This is a genomic window from Hymenobacter sublimis (assembly GCF_023101345.1).
Classification (GTDB): domain Bacteria; phylum Bacteroidota; class Bacteroidia; order Cytophagales; family Hymenobacteraceae; genus Hymenobacter; species Hymenobacter sublimis.
Map to the genome: position 1 here is coordinate 3168773 of NZ_CP095848.1, position 18385 is coordinate 3187157.

The following is an 18385-nucleotide window of genomic DNA, read 5'->3' on the forward strand; positions in this document are numbered from 1 at the left end:
TTTTACTTACTATCTGATAGGCTTAAAATTTATCCCACCAAAGTTTAGTCACTAGCAGATCAGCACCCTGACGGGCTACAGCCTCCTGGTAATTAGCTGTATTTAGCGACTGCTCATTTGCAGGGTAGCGGAAACGAACTGGAATGCGACCACCCGTACCCGTCGAAGCTGCTGCTACAGGTAAACGTGGGTAATCAAGGCGACGCCATTCCGACCAAGCTTCGCTACCTTGGCCGTAAAGCGCAATCCACTTTTGATTACCAATGACCTCACGGTAGTTAGCTTGCGTAATTGGAGTACTTACAGAGGGCTGAGCCAAATAAGCGGTTACAGGAGCACCCGTAATCCCATATTGGTTCATCGAAGCAGTAATAGCGTTATTATATTCTGCTTGAGCTACGCCGGTTACGAAGCCTCGGGCAACCGCTTCTGCCTTTAGGAACAATACTTCTGCGTACGTCATAAGTACTCCAGGAGCATCAGCCTTGGTGAAGGCATCACCGACTTTAGAAGTACTACACAAAGGTCCTAAGGCCAATGCGTTGCCATTTGTTAGACCATTACGTACCCCGCGGAATAAACCAGTGGAATCGGGTGCGGCTGCATCGTTAGATGCTTTGCATTCGGCAGGTTTAGCATAAATTGGTAAGCGTGGATCGTTCAATACAGCTAAACGCTTTGTAATCGAACGGCTTACTCGGTGATCATCCCGTGTTGAACGGTTTACGGCAATTGGGTTAGTATTAGGGGCTGAACCCGAGAAAACTAACTGCGCGTTTTGGGCATTGCTGCTAATAAGTGGAGTAGAACCGTTTAGGAGTTCGGCTATTTCCGCACGAGCTTGGGCTTCTTTAACATCTGATATCCGCATGGCCAAACGCAAGCGCAACGAATTCGCGAAGCGCTTCCATCTATCCATGTCACCGTTATACAGGATGTCCCCACCCACCGCTGGACCGTTGATCTGGATCTGGTTGGATGCTTCTTTCAAATCAGTAAGCAGTCCGGTATATACCTGCTCCTGAGTATCATATTTAGGCGTCAAAACATTCTCTTCAATCCGCAACGCCTGGGAATAAGGAATATCTCCGTAGTAATCAGTCAGAATAGAGAAGAAGTAGCTGCGCATGATGCGACCTACTGCCTGCATATTCGGATTGTTTTGCTCCTGGCCCGTTCTAACAAGCAAGTTGAAGTCTTGCAAACCACCGGCATAGAAACCATCCCAGATGCTCTGATACGAACCTGCACGGAATGCGTAACGGTCTTCGTTAGTGTATTGCACTTTGGCCCAATGCTGAATAATCAGCAATGCACCATCTTGACTTGCGGGTACATCGTAAAGGCGAAATACATTTGAACGCAACGCACCCGTTAAGATAAACGCAGGGTTAGAAACCTCTGAATTATTGGGGGTGGTATTTAGCGCGTCAAAATTGTTCTCGCAGGCACTAAGGCCCAGAACCAGCGGTAGAACTAGCGCGAGTTTGCTGTTAGTAAATGACATAGGGAGGAAGGCTAAAAAGAGAGGAAAGAGCCGCCTTGTAAACGGCCCTAATCATTACAGTGTCAGGTTCACGTTGAAACCGTAGCTCCGAGTTGAAGGAATCTGTGTGGATTCAAGTCCTTGCACGTTGCCATTGTTAAACGACGTTTCAGGATCAATACCCGGCGCCTTCGAGTCAATTAACCATAGGTTACGGCCCACAAATGAGAAGCCTACACCTTTAAGAGGAGTGCGCTCGATAAGAGATTTAGGTAGTTGGTAACCCAAACGCACTTCGCGAAGTTTCACAAACGAAGCATCATATACGCTGCTAGAGCGCACGTTGTAGTAGTACGCTTGGTGCCAGTCCATTGAGGAGACACGCACTGTATTAGGCGAAAAAGTACCGTCAGCATTACGCACTACACCCTCACCAATAATGCCCTCTTCGCGTCCACGCAGGGTACTAGCCAGCGAACCGGTGTAGTTACCCCACATGTTGGTTTCGCTCTGAATATGGCCGCCCTGCCGCGTATCAACTGTGAAGCTAAATTCTACCCCCTTAAAGTTTAGGCGGTTAGTAATTCCACCTATCCAGTCTGGCGTGTAATAACCCAATATCTTGCGAGTTGGGTCAGCCTGTGGTAGGCCATTCACGTAAATAATTTGGCCGTCGGGGGCACGAAGAAAGTCTTCAGCGAATAGTACACCATAACGCTCCCCTACCCGGGCTTCTACGTTTACACCAAAACCTGATGATCCAAGTATTAGGTTCTTTAGCTGCCCTTCATCATCAAACTTCACTAGCCGATTACGGTTAGCAGCGAAGTTGGCTGTCACATTCCATTGTAGCGCACTGCTGGCAGATAATGGAGCTACTGTTAGAATGGCTTCTATACCTTTATTGGTAAGTTCCCCAGCATTAAGCACCTGCGAGGTGTAGCCCGTTGAGGCTGATACTGGTACTTGAATGATTTGATCTGTACTCTTGGTGCTATATCCTGTCAAATCCAACCCAATCCGGTCCTTCAAAAAGCGAACTTCAATGCCAGCCTCAAGCGAGGTAGTGCGCTCAGGCTTTAGATTGGGATTGTTACGAACATTAGCTGCTGTTTGCTGCGGGTATATAACTCCTGGTGTATTGAAAGGAGTGCTACCTACGTAGTAGTCGCGCAGTGAGTAAGTAGGAGCATCGTTGCCAGCTTCGGCAATTCCGCCGCGCACTTTAGCAAATGATAGGAAGGAATCCTGTAAACCAAAAGCCTCGCTAAGCACTACCGAAGCATCAACTGAAGGGTAGAAGAACGAGCGGCTGTCGGCTGGTAACGTTGATGACCAGTCATTGCGGGCTGTAGCACCCAAAAATGCAAAGTTCTTATAGCCAACCCGCGCCGAAGCGTATACACTGTTAAGTTGACGTTTTTGGATTGGGTTTAGAATGCCTCCATTGTTGGAGTTTGAAGCTGGATCAAAATTGTTATCAGCCACTAGTGGCCCAGCCGAGTTACCTAAAGCAAACAAGCCAGGAACAGCCAGTTCAGGCGCAGCAATTTGGCTACGGCGCAAACGGTTATCGCGGCGGTTGGCCCCTATCAGCACATCGAGATTAATATCTTCTGTTAAGTTGCGGTTAGCTGAGGCCAAGAACTCAGTGTTGCGCTCCAGCACGTAGATATTCTCCTCCGTGTAGTCATCCTGAATAGCGTTATCACGCGTTTCAGCCGGCACCCGGCGTTGATTGAGCTGATTGTAAAAGTCGTTAGTTGTCCGAGCCGTCAGTGTGATCCACGATACCGGGTTATAATTCAGCGTCAAGTTGCCAATTACTCGGTCACGACGGTCGTCATTAGTGGCTTCGTTCAGAATGAAATATGGGTTACTTGCATACACCTGAATCCAGTTGTAGTTCCGGTTACCGTTTATTCCACCCTGCCTATAGATTGACCTGAGGTCTCTTACGTTGACCTGACGACCGTACCATGTGTACAGCTGTTGCATTACGTTTAGCTCATCGTAACCTTGGCCGGGACGACGTGCTCTAGTTTCAGAATAGTTAACGTTGGTGCTGATTTTGAGCTTGTCAGTAATATCAGCTCCACCATTTACGTTTACAGTATTACGGCGCAGGTAGGTATTCTCTAGAATGCCCTTGTTATCTAGGTTCGTAAATGAAACGCGGATGCCCGCCTTGTCATTGCCGCCTGATAATGCTACGTTGTTAGTTAAAGTACGGCCGGTTTGGAAGAAATTACGAATGTTATCTTCACCAGGACTCACCCACGGAGTAGCCTGACGAACACCATTGACAACCGGCGAATTATACTGGGGAATTAAACGACCATCAAGGCGCGGGCCCCAGCTTTCGTCAGCATTATCATTGGTACCACCACCACGGCCATCTACGTACTCGAATTCCCCATCAAAGCCCTGGCCATACTCTTGTTGAAAGTCTGGCAGTTTAAGTGGCGTTTCAAATGTCGTAGTGCTATTAAGGCTAATGCCTAATCCCCGCGCTTTGCGCCCTGACTTAGTAGTAATGACAATGACACCGTTGGCGCCACGCGTACCATATAGGGCAGATGCGTTAGCCCCTTTCAGTACGGTCATGGATTCGATGTCGTCTGGGTTTATATCCGAAACAGCGTTACCATAATCGACACCGCCACCTGCACTGCTATTTGAGAAGCTAGAGTTGTCAATAGGTTGACCATCAACTACGAATAGAGGCTGGTTGCTACCAGTTACCGATTTGGCGCCGCGGATTACAATCCGAGAGGAGCTACCTACAGCGCCCGTGCTATTCGTGATCTGCACACCAGCCGCGCGACCTGCTAAAGAGTTTACTACGTTGGTTTCGCGAGCTTGTACTAAATCAGCCCCGCGAACATCTTGCACCGCATAGCCTAAGCTTTTCTTTTGTTCCTCTCGGCCTAAAGCTGTTACTACAACCTCGCCAAGCTGCTTAGCATCAGTGGTGAGTGCAACATTCACAGCAGATCCGCTGCCAATAGCCCGCTCCACAGCTGTAAAGCCGATAGAACTGAACACTAGAGTTGTAGCGGTAGCAGGAGCGCTGATCGTGTATGATCCATCGGAGCCAGTTGAAACCCCAATAGTCGTGCCTTTTACTAATACGGTAACCCCTGGTAGCCCTTGGCCGTTTGCGGCATCTGTGACGCGCCCAGAGATTTCGCGGTTCTGAGCGGCGGCCTGCTGCAACAGGACGGGTGCGGCCAGAAGCGCAGAAAGTATTGTTTTGCGCATGTGTTTAAGTGAGTGAAGTGGTGATGAACTTTGAATGCTGTAAATAAACGAATTGTTTTTTTGACAACCTGACCAAGATCTTCTTATTGTATTAAAAGTTTCCCTTCTAAGACACTATATATTTCCTCTCTGCAACTGCCGTAAAATTCCATCCAATCTATAAATAGGGATAAATAAATACATACATAGTCGATAAGGTCGAACCGATATATAATTCGATTGCGAACTGTCTACAGAGCTTCAATTTCTCTGAAACTAGTAAGCTGATTGAGAACTCTGTTAATCTATTGATCTATTGGCAAGCAGCGAAAATGCATCCTTCAATACGGTTTTATCTCGCTCGGATCAGAGCGGTATGATTCCATTTTCGAAATTTGACCGCACCAGCCTTAGCGCAGGTGGCTCGGGCCAATATTAATAAGCTGCGGGTTGGGGGTAACGTTACGTATGTAAACAGCAACCAGCAAGGTCCACAGTTTGGTGCCAACAACGCTATTGGCAATGCCTCGGCTTTTGCCCGTATCATGTTCATGCCGCGGAACCTAGATTTGACAGGCCTGCCAAATACAAATCCCGTTACGCGTGGTCCTGCATTTGGATGGCTCAACGGTCAGGCAGATAACCCTTACTGGTCGGTTGCCAACAACAGCTACAAATCAAATGTTGACCGTGTAGCAGTTACTACCAATATCGGGTACGACATTCTGAACTGGCTGAATTTCAGCTTCAACGGAGGCGTCAACACCTATTCTGACCGTCGTGTAACGGCAGTTCGGCCTGGCTCGGTAGCTTTCCAAGGGGCTGGTAACGTGATTCAGGACTATCTCCGTAATACGGAACTGGAATCTACCGCCTTGCTAACGGCGGACCAGAACATAACGGAAGATATTAGCATTAAGGCGATTGTAGGCGCTAACATCAACCAGCGTCAGTTTGAGTCTTCGTCTGTTTCCGGCAACACGTACTTGCAGTTTGATATTGATGACATCCAGAATACACGCCAAGTAATTAACAACGGTAGTGGCTTCAGCAAGCGTCGTCTGTTTGGTGTGCTGGGCGACTTGACTTTAGGCTACAAGGATTTTGTTTACCTGAACGCCACAGCCCGCAACGACTGGTCCTCAACGCTTCCTACGGTCAACCGTAGCTTCTTATACCCAAGCGTTAGTGCCTCGTTGATTTTCACGGAGGCCTTCGGTATTGAATCCAATATCTTGAACATGGGCAAGTTGCGCGCTGGCTACGCTAACGCAGGTAATGATGCTCCTCCTTATTCCCTCATTACAACTTACGGGCTGCAGCCTTTCTACGGTAACAACGTAGGGGGCACGCAATTCCCTATTACTCCGACCAACGGTAACACTGTTTCCGGTGCCGCCATCGGCGGATTCGTTGGTGACCCAAATCTGACTCCGGAGTTCTCTAAGGAAATCGAAGTCGGTACTGACCTGAACTTCCTCAAGGATCGGATCATTCTTTCGGCTACCTACTACGACAAGCGCACCACCAACCAGATTGCCAACGTACCGTTGCCCTCGGCCTCCGGCTTTACAACGTACATTACCAACTTTGGCGAAATCTCCAACAAAGGTATTGAAGGCGCTCTGACCGTTATTCCAGTTGATGCTGGTGGGTTCCGGTGGACAAGCGTAGCTAACTTTACTCGCAACCGCAACATAGTTGAGAAGCTGCGTGAAGGTGTAGAACAGGTGGTAATTGCAGCCAACTTCGGCGACATCCAAGCGGTACACCGCCCAGGTCAGCCCTATGGTTTGCTAATTGGTTCCGTAGCTGCCCGTGATAACGAAGGCAACCTGCTGATCAACCCGTCTACGGGCCGCATGCTGACTGCCATTAATCCAGAAATTGTAGGTAATCCCAACCCGGACTATACCATTGGCTTCATCAACACTTTCACTTACAAAGGCTTGACGCTGGAGGGAGTTATTGACTTCCGGAAAGGTGGAGACATTTACTCGACCACCCTACAGTCGTACCTGGGCCGGGGCGTGACGCAAGACACGGAGGATCGTGATAAGAACGTCATTATCAACGGCTACTTAGGTAATCCTGGCACTCTGCAGCCTCTGACTGCTGCAGATGGTAGCAAAATCCCGAACAACGTGGCCGTTTCACTGAACGATTACTACTTCGGCACTGGTTCTGCAGCTATCAATGGTGCTTCAGAATTCTCGGTGTTCGACGGTACAACTCTTCGTCTGCGTGAAATCACATTGGGCTACGATTTGCCAGCAAAGCTGCTAGCCAAAACCCCAATTCGGGGAGTGAACCTGAGCCTATCGGGTCGCAACTTGTGGTGGTATGCTCCTAACATCCCGAAGTACACCAACTTCGACCCGGAAACGAGCACGTTTGGTGCTTCTAACGCGCAGGGCTTCGAGTTTACGAATGCTCCAACTGCCCGCCGTTATGGAGTTAACCTGCGGGTAAATTTCTAATCAATGCTTCTTTTTTGCCGCATATTAGGGAAATGCACATACCGTGACAGTCGGCAGGTAAAGACATGTTACTACTCTACATGCACTACTGCGAAATGGAAGTATAGCTGAATAAGTATTTCGTTAGACATCATAATCCATCCTTTCGTCTACAAATAAGCTTGTTTCATCGAGTCTACAGATAGGGTTGAAGTAAATTTTCACGATTAATAAAATTGACAATTTTTCTATTGCTATTTTAGCAAAAATTCAATGACCGTCCTTACTAAGAAAAACTTCTCTAACACATCTTGCGCTTACATGAAAAAAAGATTATTCATTGCGCTGCCCATACTTGCTCTAACAGCAACGTATGCAGTTGCACAGACACGGACCATTTCTGGGCGAGTTACTGACCGTACAACTGGCGAGGGGCTACCTGGTGTTACCGTATTGGTTAAGGGTACCACCAATGGGGTTTCAACCAACTCAGATGGCTCCTTCACCCTAACTGCGCCTAGTTCAGCAACTACGCTTTCCTTTAGCTCCGTTGGCTTCCTGCCCATAGAGCGTCCTATTACCGATGGCAACATCACAGTTGGTCTTGCACCCGACAGTAAAGCACTCAGTGAAGTAGTAGTAGTCGGCTATGGTGAGCAATCTAAAAAGCTGACCACGGGGGCTATTACTCAAGTTTCTGCTAAAGAATTCGAAACTCAGCCTATTGCAAGTGTTGAACAAGCTCTTCAGGGGCGGGCGGCGGGCGTGCAGGTTTCCTCCAACTCAGGCACACCAGGCGGAGCAATCTCAGTGCGGGTACGAGGCAACAACTCTATCTCTGCTAGTAGTGAGCCGCTTTATGTGGTCGATGGAGTACCCATCAACTCGGGTAGCTATTCCAATATTGGGGTAGGCAACCAAGGCCTGAATGCGCTGTCGGATATTAATCCCAATGATATAGCCTCCATTGAGGTGCTAAAGGATGCGTCGGCGGCGGCTATTTATGGCTCCCGTGGAGCCAACGGTGTTGTGCTAATTACTACCAAACGGGGTGCTTCCGGGGCCACCCGAATCAGTTATGATGGGTACATCGGTACCCAAAACACGATCAAACGCCTCGACCCACTTACCGGTCAAGAAGCGCAGGACTTGATTAATGAAGCTCGTACGAACGTAGGGCTAGCGCCCCGCTACGTAGCTGCTAATCCTACTGCTCAGCAGAGCCTATTCACGGGAGCCAACACCAATTGGCAAGACGAAATCTTCCGTGCCGCGCGTATCCAGAGTCATACTGTTACGATGTCGGGGGGAGACAATAAATCGCGCTTTCTGGTATCTGGGACTTACTTTGATCAGGAAGGCATCATCATTGGATCAGGTTTTAACCGGGGCAGTATCCGCTTAAACTTGGATCACAACGTCTCGGATCGGGTAAGAGTAGGGGTAAGCCTGACGGGTAGCCGTGCTCTTTCTCAACGTCAGAACAACGACAACAATATTTATGGGGTACTAAGCACCGCCTTGCTGTTGGGCTCTCAGACTCCCATTTACAACGCAGATGGTACCTTTGGCCGGGACCGATTCTCCTCGGTTGAAAACCCAGTAGCCGCTGCAACTTTACCTATAATTAGTGCGCGTAACAACCGTGCTATCGGTAATATCTACGCCGATGCCGAGCTGTTGAAAGGGCTTCGGTTACGCACGTCTCTTGGTGGTGATTACCTTAACCTGAAAGAAGACCGGTTTGTACCCAACACGGCGCTGCAAGCAGTAGGCAGTAATGGTTTGGGCAACGCTAACAGCCGCTACGATATAGGTTGGATCAATGAAAATACGTTAACCTACAATCGCAGCATAGGCGACCACTCATTTACGCTCTTGCTGGGACAAAGCGCTCAGAAATCGGTGCAGCAAGGTATCATTACGAACGTAACGGGCTTCGCTACTAACCGAATTCGCCAGCTCTCCGCTGGCTCAGTGAAAGTTGATGCCTCTTCAGACGAGACGCTCTGGACCTTGCTGTCTTACTTCGGCCGCTTGAACTACAACTACAAGGGTAAGTATATCTTCCAGGGCTCCTTACGCCGCGACGGCTCCTCACGCTTTGGGGTTGAAAACAAGTACGGTTGGTTTCCCGCAGCTTCGGTAGCGTGGCGCGTAGGGGAGGAATCATTCTTGCAGGACAATGACCTCATTTCCGAACTCCGCTTGCGGGGGGGCTACGGGGTAGTTGGTAACTTCGAGATTGGCAACTTTGCTTCACGCAACCTCTATGGCGTGGGTGCTACCAACTTGGCAAACTATAACGCGGTAGCAGGTATTGCCCCTACGCAGCTAGGAGTAAGAGACTTAGGATGGGAGCAAACGCAAGAAATAAACGTAGGCATGGACCTCGGTTTGCTGGACAGCCGAATCAACTTCACGGTGAACGCCTTCAATCGTAAGTCCAATGATCTGCTGTTGAACCGTCAATTGCCACTTACTTCTGGCTTCGGCAACATCACTCAGAATATTGGTGATATGCGCAACAGAGGGCTAGAGTTTGAGCTCACCACGCAGAACGTGCGCTCCAAAGATTTTACTTGGACCACTAGCTTCAATACTTCCATTATTCGCAACCAGGTAACTCGTTTGGTAAATAATGCGGCCTTCGGTGCAGGCTTTGCTAACTGGGTACAGGTAGGAGCTTCGCTAGGTAGCTTCCGGGGTTACGTAGTTGACCGTATCTATCAAAGCCAAGAAGAAATCAACGCTGATAACCTTATTGCACGGCAGAGAACGGGCCGGACAAATGCCAACTACCAGTCTCCCGACACGAAGCCCGGCGACATTCGTTTCCAGGACCTGAACAAGAACGGTATTCTAGATGCCGAAGATCAGAAACTCATTGGCTCAGCGCAGCCCAATGCCAGTGGCGGCATTACCAACTCCTTGGGCTGGAAAGGTTTGGAGCTGAACTTCTTCTTCCAGTTTGTATCGGGCAATGAAATTTATAATAACACCCGTGCGTTTGGAGAAGGGATGTCTGGGCAGTTCGGGCAGTTTGGTGCCGTGCGTGACCGGTGGACTGCCACTAACACCGACACGGATATTCCTCGCGCTGCTTGGGGTGACCCCAATGGCAACGCCCGGGTTTCGGATCGGTGGATTGAAGATGGCTCTTACATACGGTTGAAAACGGCAACCCTGGGCTACAGCCTGCCCACCAAGTGGATACAATCGGCCCATTTGCGCTCAGCCCGCGTGTACATTGCTGGTCAAAACCTGCTCACGTTTACTAATTACTCAGGATTAGACCCTGAGGTAAACACCTTCAACGCGAGCAATACTTCGCAGGGAACTGACTTCCTGACCTTTCCGCAGGCCCGTGTGTATCAAGTTGGGTTAAACTTGGGCTTCTAATTTCCTTCTCACGACTTTCTTCTCTAATGAATATTCGCTCTAAATTTTATGGCCTTGCGCTGCTAGGCTTGTTGGGCCTAGCCAGTACAAGCTGCTCCGACTTTCTGAACCCTGAGCCGCTTAACTCCATTGACCGGGACGTAGCTTTCACAGATTTGGCTGGGGCGCAAGGCGCAGTGGTGGGTTTGTACGGTAATCTCACCAGCGCCAACAATCTTGGTCTGCGGGTGCCTATTTTCGCTGATCTACTGGCTGACAACCTGGACCACACGGGAACATTCCCCTCCTTTGCGCAGCTCAAATCGCGCAATCCTTTGCCAGATAACGCAGAGCTGAACAGCATGTACAGTTCGCTGTACTCCACCATCAACCGGGCGAACAACATCATCGCCCAGATTCCGAACACAACCGGTATATCGGACGCAGTGCGTGGACAATTGATTGGCGAGGCGCAGTTTGTGCGTGCTTACTGCTACTTTATGCTCACCAACTATTGGGGCGATGTAGCCTTGGTTCTCACGCCTACTACAACTCCGGATAACTCCCTTTTTGTGTCTCGTACCCCACGTGAACAGGTGTACAACCAGATACGGACTGACCTGGATGCGGCCGAGAGTGTGCTACCAGCTGCTAATGTGGGCCGTGCCACGAGGTGGTCTGCTATAGCCCTAAAGTCCCGTTTGGCGCTCTACCGTCAGCAGTGGGCTGATGCGGCTCGTTTTGCCGACCAAGTAATTGCCGGGCCATTTACGCTGGCTTCCACGTACCGGGCGGCCATTGCTACTCGTAACCCGACAGAGTCCATTTGGGAAATTCAGTTTGATGCGCAAGTACAGAGTTCGTATGCCTTCTTCATGCTGCCTACGGCTAACGGTGGGCGTTTTGAGATGAGCCCTGGCGGACAGCGTGCTACCCTGCTCACGGCCTATGAAACTGGCGACCAGCGCCGATCTGCTACTATCTCAGATGGTACTTTCCAGATAGTAGGCCGGACCGGAACTGTAGCGCAAGGCAACCAGATCAAGTATTTCGATCCGGGGACGGGTACGGATACCTTCAAAGCCATTCGCTTGGCAGAGATGTTCCTTAACAGTGCGGAGGCGAAAGCTCAACAGCAAGATATTCCCGGGGCCTTAGTTGCGCTTAACCGAGTGCGTACCCGCGCTGGCCTACCGGCCTTGCTTGCAGCAAACGTTACCCAGACTAGCTTGTTAGAAGCAATTGAGCGCGAACGGCGGGTAGAGCTTGCTTTGGAAGGACACCGGTGGTTTGATTTGATTCGCACAGGTAGGGCGCAGTCTGTACTAGGTATAACAGATGCAACCCGTCTGCTCATGCCCATTCCGAACCGGGAAATTGTCAACAACCCTAATATGAAGCAGAATCCAGGCTACTAAGTCTTGTTCTGCGCATTGATGTGCACAAAAAAGCCCTAACCGTGTCCGGTCAGGGCTTTTTTTATAGTGAGTTGATACTCAATACTACCGTCTCATCCCTTCTGGTTTCCTTCTGCAACCACTCCACAATCTTCGCGGCTACCTCTTCTGGTTGAGCCAAAAGGCCTTCTGCATGGAAATCAGCAAATTTGGCCGCTTCACTAAAGTTGTGCTCATCGGCTGTGCGGATGTGCTCTTGCATGGTGGTGTCGAGGATGCCGGGGGAAAGGCTGCGGATGCGGATGCCACTGCCTCGTAGGTCTTGCTCTTTCTGGGCAGTGCAGGACAATGCGTCGAGGGCTGCTTTGGATGCGGAGTAAGCTCCCCAGCCGTCTACTGCTCGCTGGGCGGCTCCGCTGCTAATGTTGAGGATGGTGCGAGGGACAGACAGTTGTCCGTAAGCACTCAGGAAGGTGTTCATGAACATGGCAGGGGCCACGATATTCACATCGAACACAAACTCGAAATGCTCATTTTGGTGCTCGCCCAGGTAGCCAATTTCTCCGAGGACGGCCGCGTTATTAATCAGCGTTACGCTCTGCGCGTCGGGCCACTGCGGGAATACTTTGTGCAAGTTGTTCTGCACAGCTAGCATATCCGAAAGGTCGAGGGGTTGGTGGCTGTACCGCTCGTGCTCAATGGTAGCGTGGCGCGACACACCAACAACGGTAGTATCGGGCTGGCGTAATACAGCTTCGGCCAAGGCTTTACCCAGCCCCCGGCTGGCTCCAGTGATGATGTAATAGTGCATAAGGGTGAGAACGAGAGTAACTGAGTTATAAAAAGTACGCAGTGAAACAGAAAAGGGGCTACCGCGGTAGCCCCTTTTCTGTTTTCTGGCATAGTATGTCTTGTAAACCAACCAGTTGCTACAAGATATACTGGCTCAAGTCCCGGTTGCGCACCATGTCGCGGAGGCGTTCCTCTACCATGTCGCGGGTTATCAGGATGTGGGCGTTGGGACCGATGCGGTCCGGGACATCAAACAGGATGTCATTCAGTAGCCGGCTCATGACGGTGTGCAAGCGGCGGGCCCCAATGTTTTCTACCTCGCTGTTTACTTCGAAGGCAATTTCGGCTAGGCGCTCCAAAGCCGGGTCCTCAAAGGAAAGCAATACACTCTCGGCCTGCAATAAGGCCTCATACTGCTTGGTCAGGGCATTTTTGGGGTCTTTCAGAATCCGGAAAAAATCGTCTTTGCTCAGGCTTTGCAACTCCACTCGAATGGGAAAGCGCCCTTGAAGCTCCGGAATTAGGTCGGACGGCTTGGAGACGTGGAAAGCGCCGGCGGCAATGAACAGGATGTGGTCGGTGTGGATGATACCGTACTTTGTGCTGACGGCTGAGCCTTCAACAATGGGTAGCAAGTCGCGCTGCACTCCTTCCCGGCTGACATCGGGGCCGCCTCCGCCCTTGCCGCTGCGGCTGGCTACCTTGTCAATCTCATCGATGAAGATGATGCCGGCATTTTCGGCGTGCCGGATGGCTTCGTCCTTTACCTCGTCCATGTCGATGAGCTTGGCCGCTTCCTCGTCCAGCAGAATCCGGCGGGCCTCAGCTACTGTCACCTTACGCTTACGCGTTTTCTTGGGCAGCATGGAACCTAGCATATCCTGAATACCGGCCATGCTGGCTTCGTCGATACCGGCCGGACCGCCAATAACTCCTATGCCGGGGCTGCTACTTTGCTGTACCCGAATATCAATTTTACGCTCATCCATTTCCCCATTGCGGATCTTTTCCCGGAACCGCTCCCGAGTCCGTTCGTTTAGCTCGTGGTCGGAGTCAGGCAAGTCAGTGCCGCTTGTAGTAGGAAAGCCCAGGGCAGGCTTGGGGGTAGCAGCACCGGCGGTGACGGGCGGAATCAGGATGTCGAGAATGAGGTCTTCCACGGCCTGCGCCGCCTGCGCCTTTACTTCTTCCTTACGGCGCAACTTTACCATGTTCACGGATTGCTCTACCAGGTCGCGCACCATGCTTTCTACGTCGCGGCCTACGTAGCCAACTTCCGTAAACTTGGAAGCTTCTACTTTAGTAAATGGGGCCCCGGAGATGCTGGCTAGCCGCCGGGCAATTTCAGTTTTACCAACCCCGGTAGCGCCTATCATCAGAATATTGTTGGGCACGATATCGCGCTGCATATCGGCGGGAGCGTGCAGACGGCGCCACCGGTTGCGAAGGGCAATGGCCACGTGACGCTTGGCTTCATGCTGGCCGATGATGTATTTATCAAGTTCAGCCACAATTTGGGCTGGGGTCAAAAATTCAGCAGAATCAAGCATAAGGAAATGGTAAACAAGCTGAGCTTCCGAAGCATTACTACCCCTCAGGAAGCCGGCAAAAGGTTTAAGCAGAGCGGCTAGGAGCTATGCGCAGTAAGGAAACATACGCACGAGCGGGCGGGGGTAGCCAGAGAGCTATTGGTTTTGTTTGAATAGAGAGTCGAGGTTGCGCGCAATGGTGAAGTAGTTGGCTCCGCCCGAAGCGTGGTAGCCGGCGTGGGTATAATCAAGCTGGAACTGGCTTACGCGCAGCATCACTCCGAAGGAAAAGCCCGCGCCGCCGGCGGTATTGTCTAGGCGCAGTTCCCGGCGCTGCAGGTGGTTGTAGCCCAGCCGCAGGTTCAGGTTTTTGCTCAGCAGTAGCTCCCCTCCTACCACAAAGTGTCGGGCAATTTTGTCGCCGAGCGACTTTTTGGGCTTTACTTCCTCGCCGTTCTCATCCAGCTGCCCGCGCTGGTTGGGGTCGAGGTACACAATATCCAACTGCTGCAAGTGGTGGGCCGAGAAGGAAAAGCGAAACGGCAGGTGTTCGGGCTTAAAGGAAGTACCTATTTCCACGTCCAAGGGCATGGGTTCCCGGCTGGCCCCGTCGTAGGGCTTGAGTTGAATGCCGGCATTGCGCACCACCAGTCCGACCGTAAAGTCCTGCTCCGGATGTTTGAATAACCCGCCTACGTCGGCGAGGGCAGCGAAAGAGTGGTTGCCCGCAATGCCGGAACCCGCCAGCTTAAGGGTGCCAGCCAGCGTGAAGGCCCCGCTAGTATGGGCATTGGCAATACTCAGGGCGTACTCGTTCACCGAGAACTGGCCCAATGGGTTGCCCGCAGGGTCAAACTGCTTAAAGTCGCCGTAGTTGAGGTAGGTGAGCCCCACTCCAAAGCGTCCAGCCTTCGCCGTGTTGAACACGTAAGCAGCAGTGCTTTGCTTGATATCAGCTAGGTAATCGACGTAGCCCAGGGCCAGCCGACCGTCCATGTCGGCGTTGAGTAGGGCCGGGTTGCCATAGAGCATGGTCCCGTCGGCGTCGCGGGAAGATACGTTGATGCCCCCGAGCCCGGCCAGCTTGGCGCTGGTAGGCAGGTTTAGAAACGAAAACGCCTGCTGCCCCCCAATTTGAGCCTGTACCCGTAGGGGCCAGCCAACTCCGAGAGCAAGGAAGGGCAGTAAAAGAAGGCTACGGCGTACTGGTCGGATCATCAAAGGAAAGATAAAGCGGGTTGCCCGATAAGACGCCCGTTTCCGCTGCTTTATTGCGCCCGGCAAGAGAATTTCCTACCCCTGTTTAACCACTTAGGGGTAGGGAATTCTAGTAGCTTTAGCTGACTTCCACGCTCGGCGAAGCCGGTACGGGTGCCTCGTCGCGCACTTCTAGCTTCATGGGGCGAGCTACCTTTTCTTCCAGCAAGGCTACCCGCAGCACGTCATCTACCCGGTCGGCGTAGTGAATGGTGAGGTCCTTGAGGTACTCGGCCGAAATTTCGTCGATGTCCTTTTTGTTTTTCGGGCACAGGATGATGTCACGCACGCCGGCCCGCTTGGCGGCCAGAATCTTCTCCTTGATGCCGCCTACGGGTAGCACTTTCCCGCGCAGGGTTATTTCCCCGGTCATGGCCAAGTGGCTACGGATTTTACGCTGGGTAAACACTGAGGCGATGCTGGTAAAAATGGCAATGCCAGCCGAGGGCCCGTCCTTGGGCACGGCCCCTTCGGGAAAGTGAATGTGCAGATCGTACTGGTCGAAGAGGCGGTAGTCGATGTCTAGCTCCTCAGCCCGGCTGCGTAGGTAGCTCAGGGCCGTCACAGCCGACTCCTTCATCACGTCGCCGAGTTGGCCCGACAGCGTGAGCTTGCCCCGGCCCCGGCTCAGCAGGCTTTCCACGAACAGAATGTCACCGCCTACGGAGGTCCAGGCCAGGCCCGTTACTACCCCGGCGGTTTCGTTGTCCTGATACTGGTCCCGGTCGAAAATGGCGCCACCCAAGATGCGGGCAACGTCTTTGGGCTCTAGCGTAGCCGGAAATTCCTCCTTCATGGCCTTGCTCTTAGCCACATTACGGGCCACGGCTCCCAACTTGCGCTCCAAGCTCCGCACCCCACTTTCGCGGGTGTAGTCATCAATCACGCGCTGCAGGGCTGCCGTGCTGATGCCGGCATCCTTCGGACCGAGGCCATGCTCGTGCAGCATTTTGGGCCAGAGGTGCTTCTTGGCAATCTGGGTTTTCTCCTCCAGGGTATAGCCCGTCAGGTCAATAATCTCCATCCGGTCGCGCAGGGCGGGCTGAATGGTTTCCAAAGAGTTAGCCGTGGCAATGAACAGCACCCGCGAAAGGTCATACTCTACCTCCAAGTAGTTATCAGTGAAGGTAGAGTTCTGCTCGGGGTCCAGCACTTCCAGCAGGGCCGAAGACGGGTCGCCGCGGAAGTCGGAGGCTAGCTTGTCGATTTCATCGAGCACGATAACCGGATTAGAGGCGCCGGCTTTCTTAATCTGGGAGATGATGCGGCCGGGCATGGCGCCCACGTAGGTTTTGCGGTGCCCCCGGATTTCGGCCTCGTCACGGACGCCGCCCAGGCTCATGCGCACGTACTGCCGGCCCAGGGCCTTGGCAATGGAGCGCCCCAGGGAAGTTTTGCCTACTCCCGGAGGGCCGTATAAGCACAGAATCGGCGCCTTTAAGTCCTGCTTGAGCTTGAGCACGGCCAGGTACTCGATGATGCGCGTCTTCACCTTTTCCATGCCGTAGTGGTCCTGGTCGAGGATTTTTTGGGTGCGCTTTAGGTTGAAGTTGTCCTTAGTGTACTCGGCCCAGGGCAAATCCAGCAGAAATTCCACGTAGTTCAGGCTCACCGGATACTCAGCGGCTTGCGGGTTGATGCGGGTCAGCTTATCGACTTCCTTTGCGAAGTGCTTGGCCACGGCCTCGGGCCACTTCTTGCCCTTGGCGCGCTGGCGCAGCTTTTCCACTTCCTGGTCGGGCCCGTCGAAGCCCAGCTCATCCTGCAACACCTTGATCTGCTGGCGCAGGAAGTAGTCGCGCTGCTGCTGGTCGATGTCGGTGTGAACCTTGGTGTGGATTTCGCGCTTAATTTCCAGCAACTGAATTTCCTTGAGCATAAGCTCCAGCAACTGAGTGCCGCGCTCCACGCCGTCGTTAATTTCCAGCAACTGCTGCTTAATGCTCACTTCCACGTTGATGTTGGAAGAAAGGAAATGGGTCAGAAACGAGGGCGACTCAATGTTATCCAGGGCCACCTGGGCCTCCTGCGGAATCTCGGGGTTGAGCTTGAGCATCTTGGCCGCCGCTTCCTTCAACGACGACACCAGAGCCTTTACTTCCTTGGACTGCTTATTCGGGAAAGCCTCCGGTGAGTAGCTCACCCGGGCCGTAAGGTAGGGCGTGCTCTGCGTTTCCTCCTCAATGCGGAAGCGCGACTGGCCCTGAATGATGATGGTGGTATTGCCATCGGGCAGCACCAGCAGCTTCAGGATTTTGGCCATGGTGCCTACCTGGTAGAGGTCCTGCAGGGTTGGGTCGTCGCTCTGGCCGTTTTTCTGAGCCACTACGCCCACAATCTTGTTGCCCCGGTAAGCCTTTCGTACTAGCCGGATGCTTTTTTTACGAGTAACGGTTACGGGCAGCACTACCCCCGGAAACAGCACCGTATTGCGCACGGGTAGCAGCGGCAGCATCTCCGGCGACTCGTCAGGGCTCAGGGGCTGATCGGGGTCGGCGGCCACAATGGACACCATTTCTTCAGGATCTTCAGCCATTAGCAACAAGGAAGAGAGTGGTGACTTAGGTGAATTATATCGACTCATGAAGGGGTAGACAGCGAAAGCCGAGGCTGCGTGCCACAATGACAGAAGCGGTACGCAGGCTCGGTTCTAAAAGGGAGCGGAATTTCCGAAGGTACAGATTCGGCAAGTGCCGTGCCATGACCAGGTACCGCCACATCGGCAGGGCAGCTCCGGGAACCACAAACGGAATCAAGAATTCCTGCTAACGTTCTGGTTGGTCTGGCGCCGCAGGATATCTGGCTGCATCCAAAAATTCCTATTTTTGATGCTTGCCGGTT

Annotated in this window: 9 protein-coding genes; 3 read left to right on the plus strand and 6 right to left on the minus strand. The window is 52.1% G+C overall.

What is annotated here, in order from left to right; translation table 11 throughout:
* Window positions 1-22: 22 nt before the first annotated feature.
* Together MWH26_RS13175 and MWH26_RS13180 are read right to left on the minus strand one after the other, a co-directional pair.
* Window positions 23-1507 carry a SusD/RagB family nutrient-binding outer membrane lipoprotein gene (locus MWH26_RS13175; RefSeq protein WP_247974646.1) on the minus strand — a complete coding sequence of 495 codons (1485 nt, stop codon included), beginning with the start codon at window positions 1505-1507 and terminating at the stop codon, window positions 23-25.
* A 54-nt stretch (window positions 1508-1561) separates the two neighbouring features.
* The gene (locus tag MWH26_RS13180; protein ID WP_247974647.1) at window positions 1562-4750 is read right to left on the minus strand and encodes a SusC/RagA family TonB-linked outer membrane protein; all 3189 of its coding nucleotides are present in this window, start codon (window positions 4748-4750) and stop codon (window positions 1562-1564) included.
* Window positions 4751-5124: 374 nt separating this feature from the next.
* On the opposite strand from MWH26_RS13180, the gene MWH26_RS13185 reads away from it, so the two are divergent.
* From MWH26_RS13185 to MWH26_RS13195, 3 genes are all read left to right on the plus strand, one after another.
* Window positions 5125-7209 (plus strand): TonB-dependent receptor domain-containing protein, encoded by a 2085-nt coding sequence (locus MWH26_RS13185; RefSeq protein WP_247974648.1) that lies wholly within the window; start codon window positions 5125-5127, stop codon window positions 7207-7209.
* Window positions 7210-7509: 300 nt separating this feature from the next.
* Window positions 7510-10590, plus strand: a complete 3081-nt coding sequence (locus MWH26_RS13190; RefSeq protein ID WP_247974649.1) for a SusC/RagA family TonB-linked outer membrane protein — start codon at window positions 7510-7512, stop codon at window positions 10588-10590.
* Between the two features lie 26 nt (window positions 10591-10616).
* A complete protein-coding gene (locus tag MWH26_RS13195; RefSeq protein WP_247974650.1) occupies window positions 10617-11987 on the plus strand; it encodes a RagB/SusD family nutrient uptake outer membrane protein in 1371 nt (456 codons plus the stop codon).
* 61 nt (window positions 11988-12048) lie between these two features.
* On the opposite strand, the gene MWH26_RS13200 is transcribed toward MWH26_RS13195, so the two are convergent.
* The 4 genes from MWH26_RS13200 to lon form a co-directional block, all read right to left on the minus strand.
* The gene (locus MWH26_RS13200; RefSeq protein ID WP_247974651.1) at window positions 12049-12777 is read right to left on the minus strand and encodes an SDR family NAD(P)-dependent oxidoreductase; all 729 of its coding nucleotides are present in this window, start codon (window positions 12775-12777) and stop codon (window positions 12049-12051) included.
* Between the two features lie 118 nt (window positions 12778-12895).
* Window positions 12896-14308, minus strand: coding sequence for an ATP-dependent protease ATPase subunit HslU (gene hslU / locus MWH26_RS13205; protein ID WP_247974652.1), 1413 nt, complete (start codon window positions 14306-14308; stop codon window positions 12896-12898).
* A gap of 135 nt (window positions 14309-14443) precedes the next feature.
* A complete protein-coding gene (gene porQ / locus MWH26_RS13210; protein WP_247974653.1) occupies window positions 14444-15505 on the minus strand; it encodes a type IX secretion system protein PorQ in 1062 nt (353 codons plus the stop codon).
* 118 nt (window positions 15506-15623) lie between these two features.
* Window positions 15624-18080 carry an endopeptidase La gene (gene lon, locus MWH26_RS13215; RefSeq protein ID WP_247974654.1) on the minus strand — a complete coding sequence of 819 codons (2457 nt, stop codon included), beginning with the start codon at window positions 18078-18080 and terminating at the stop codon, window positions 15624-15626.
* Between the last annotated feature and the right edge of the window lie 305 nt (window positions 18081-18385).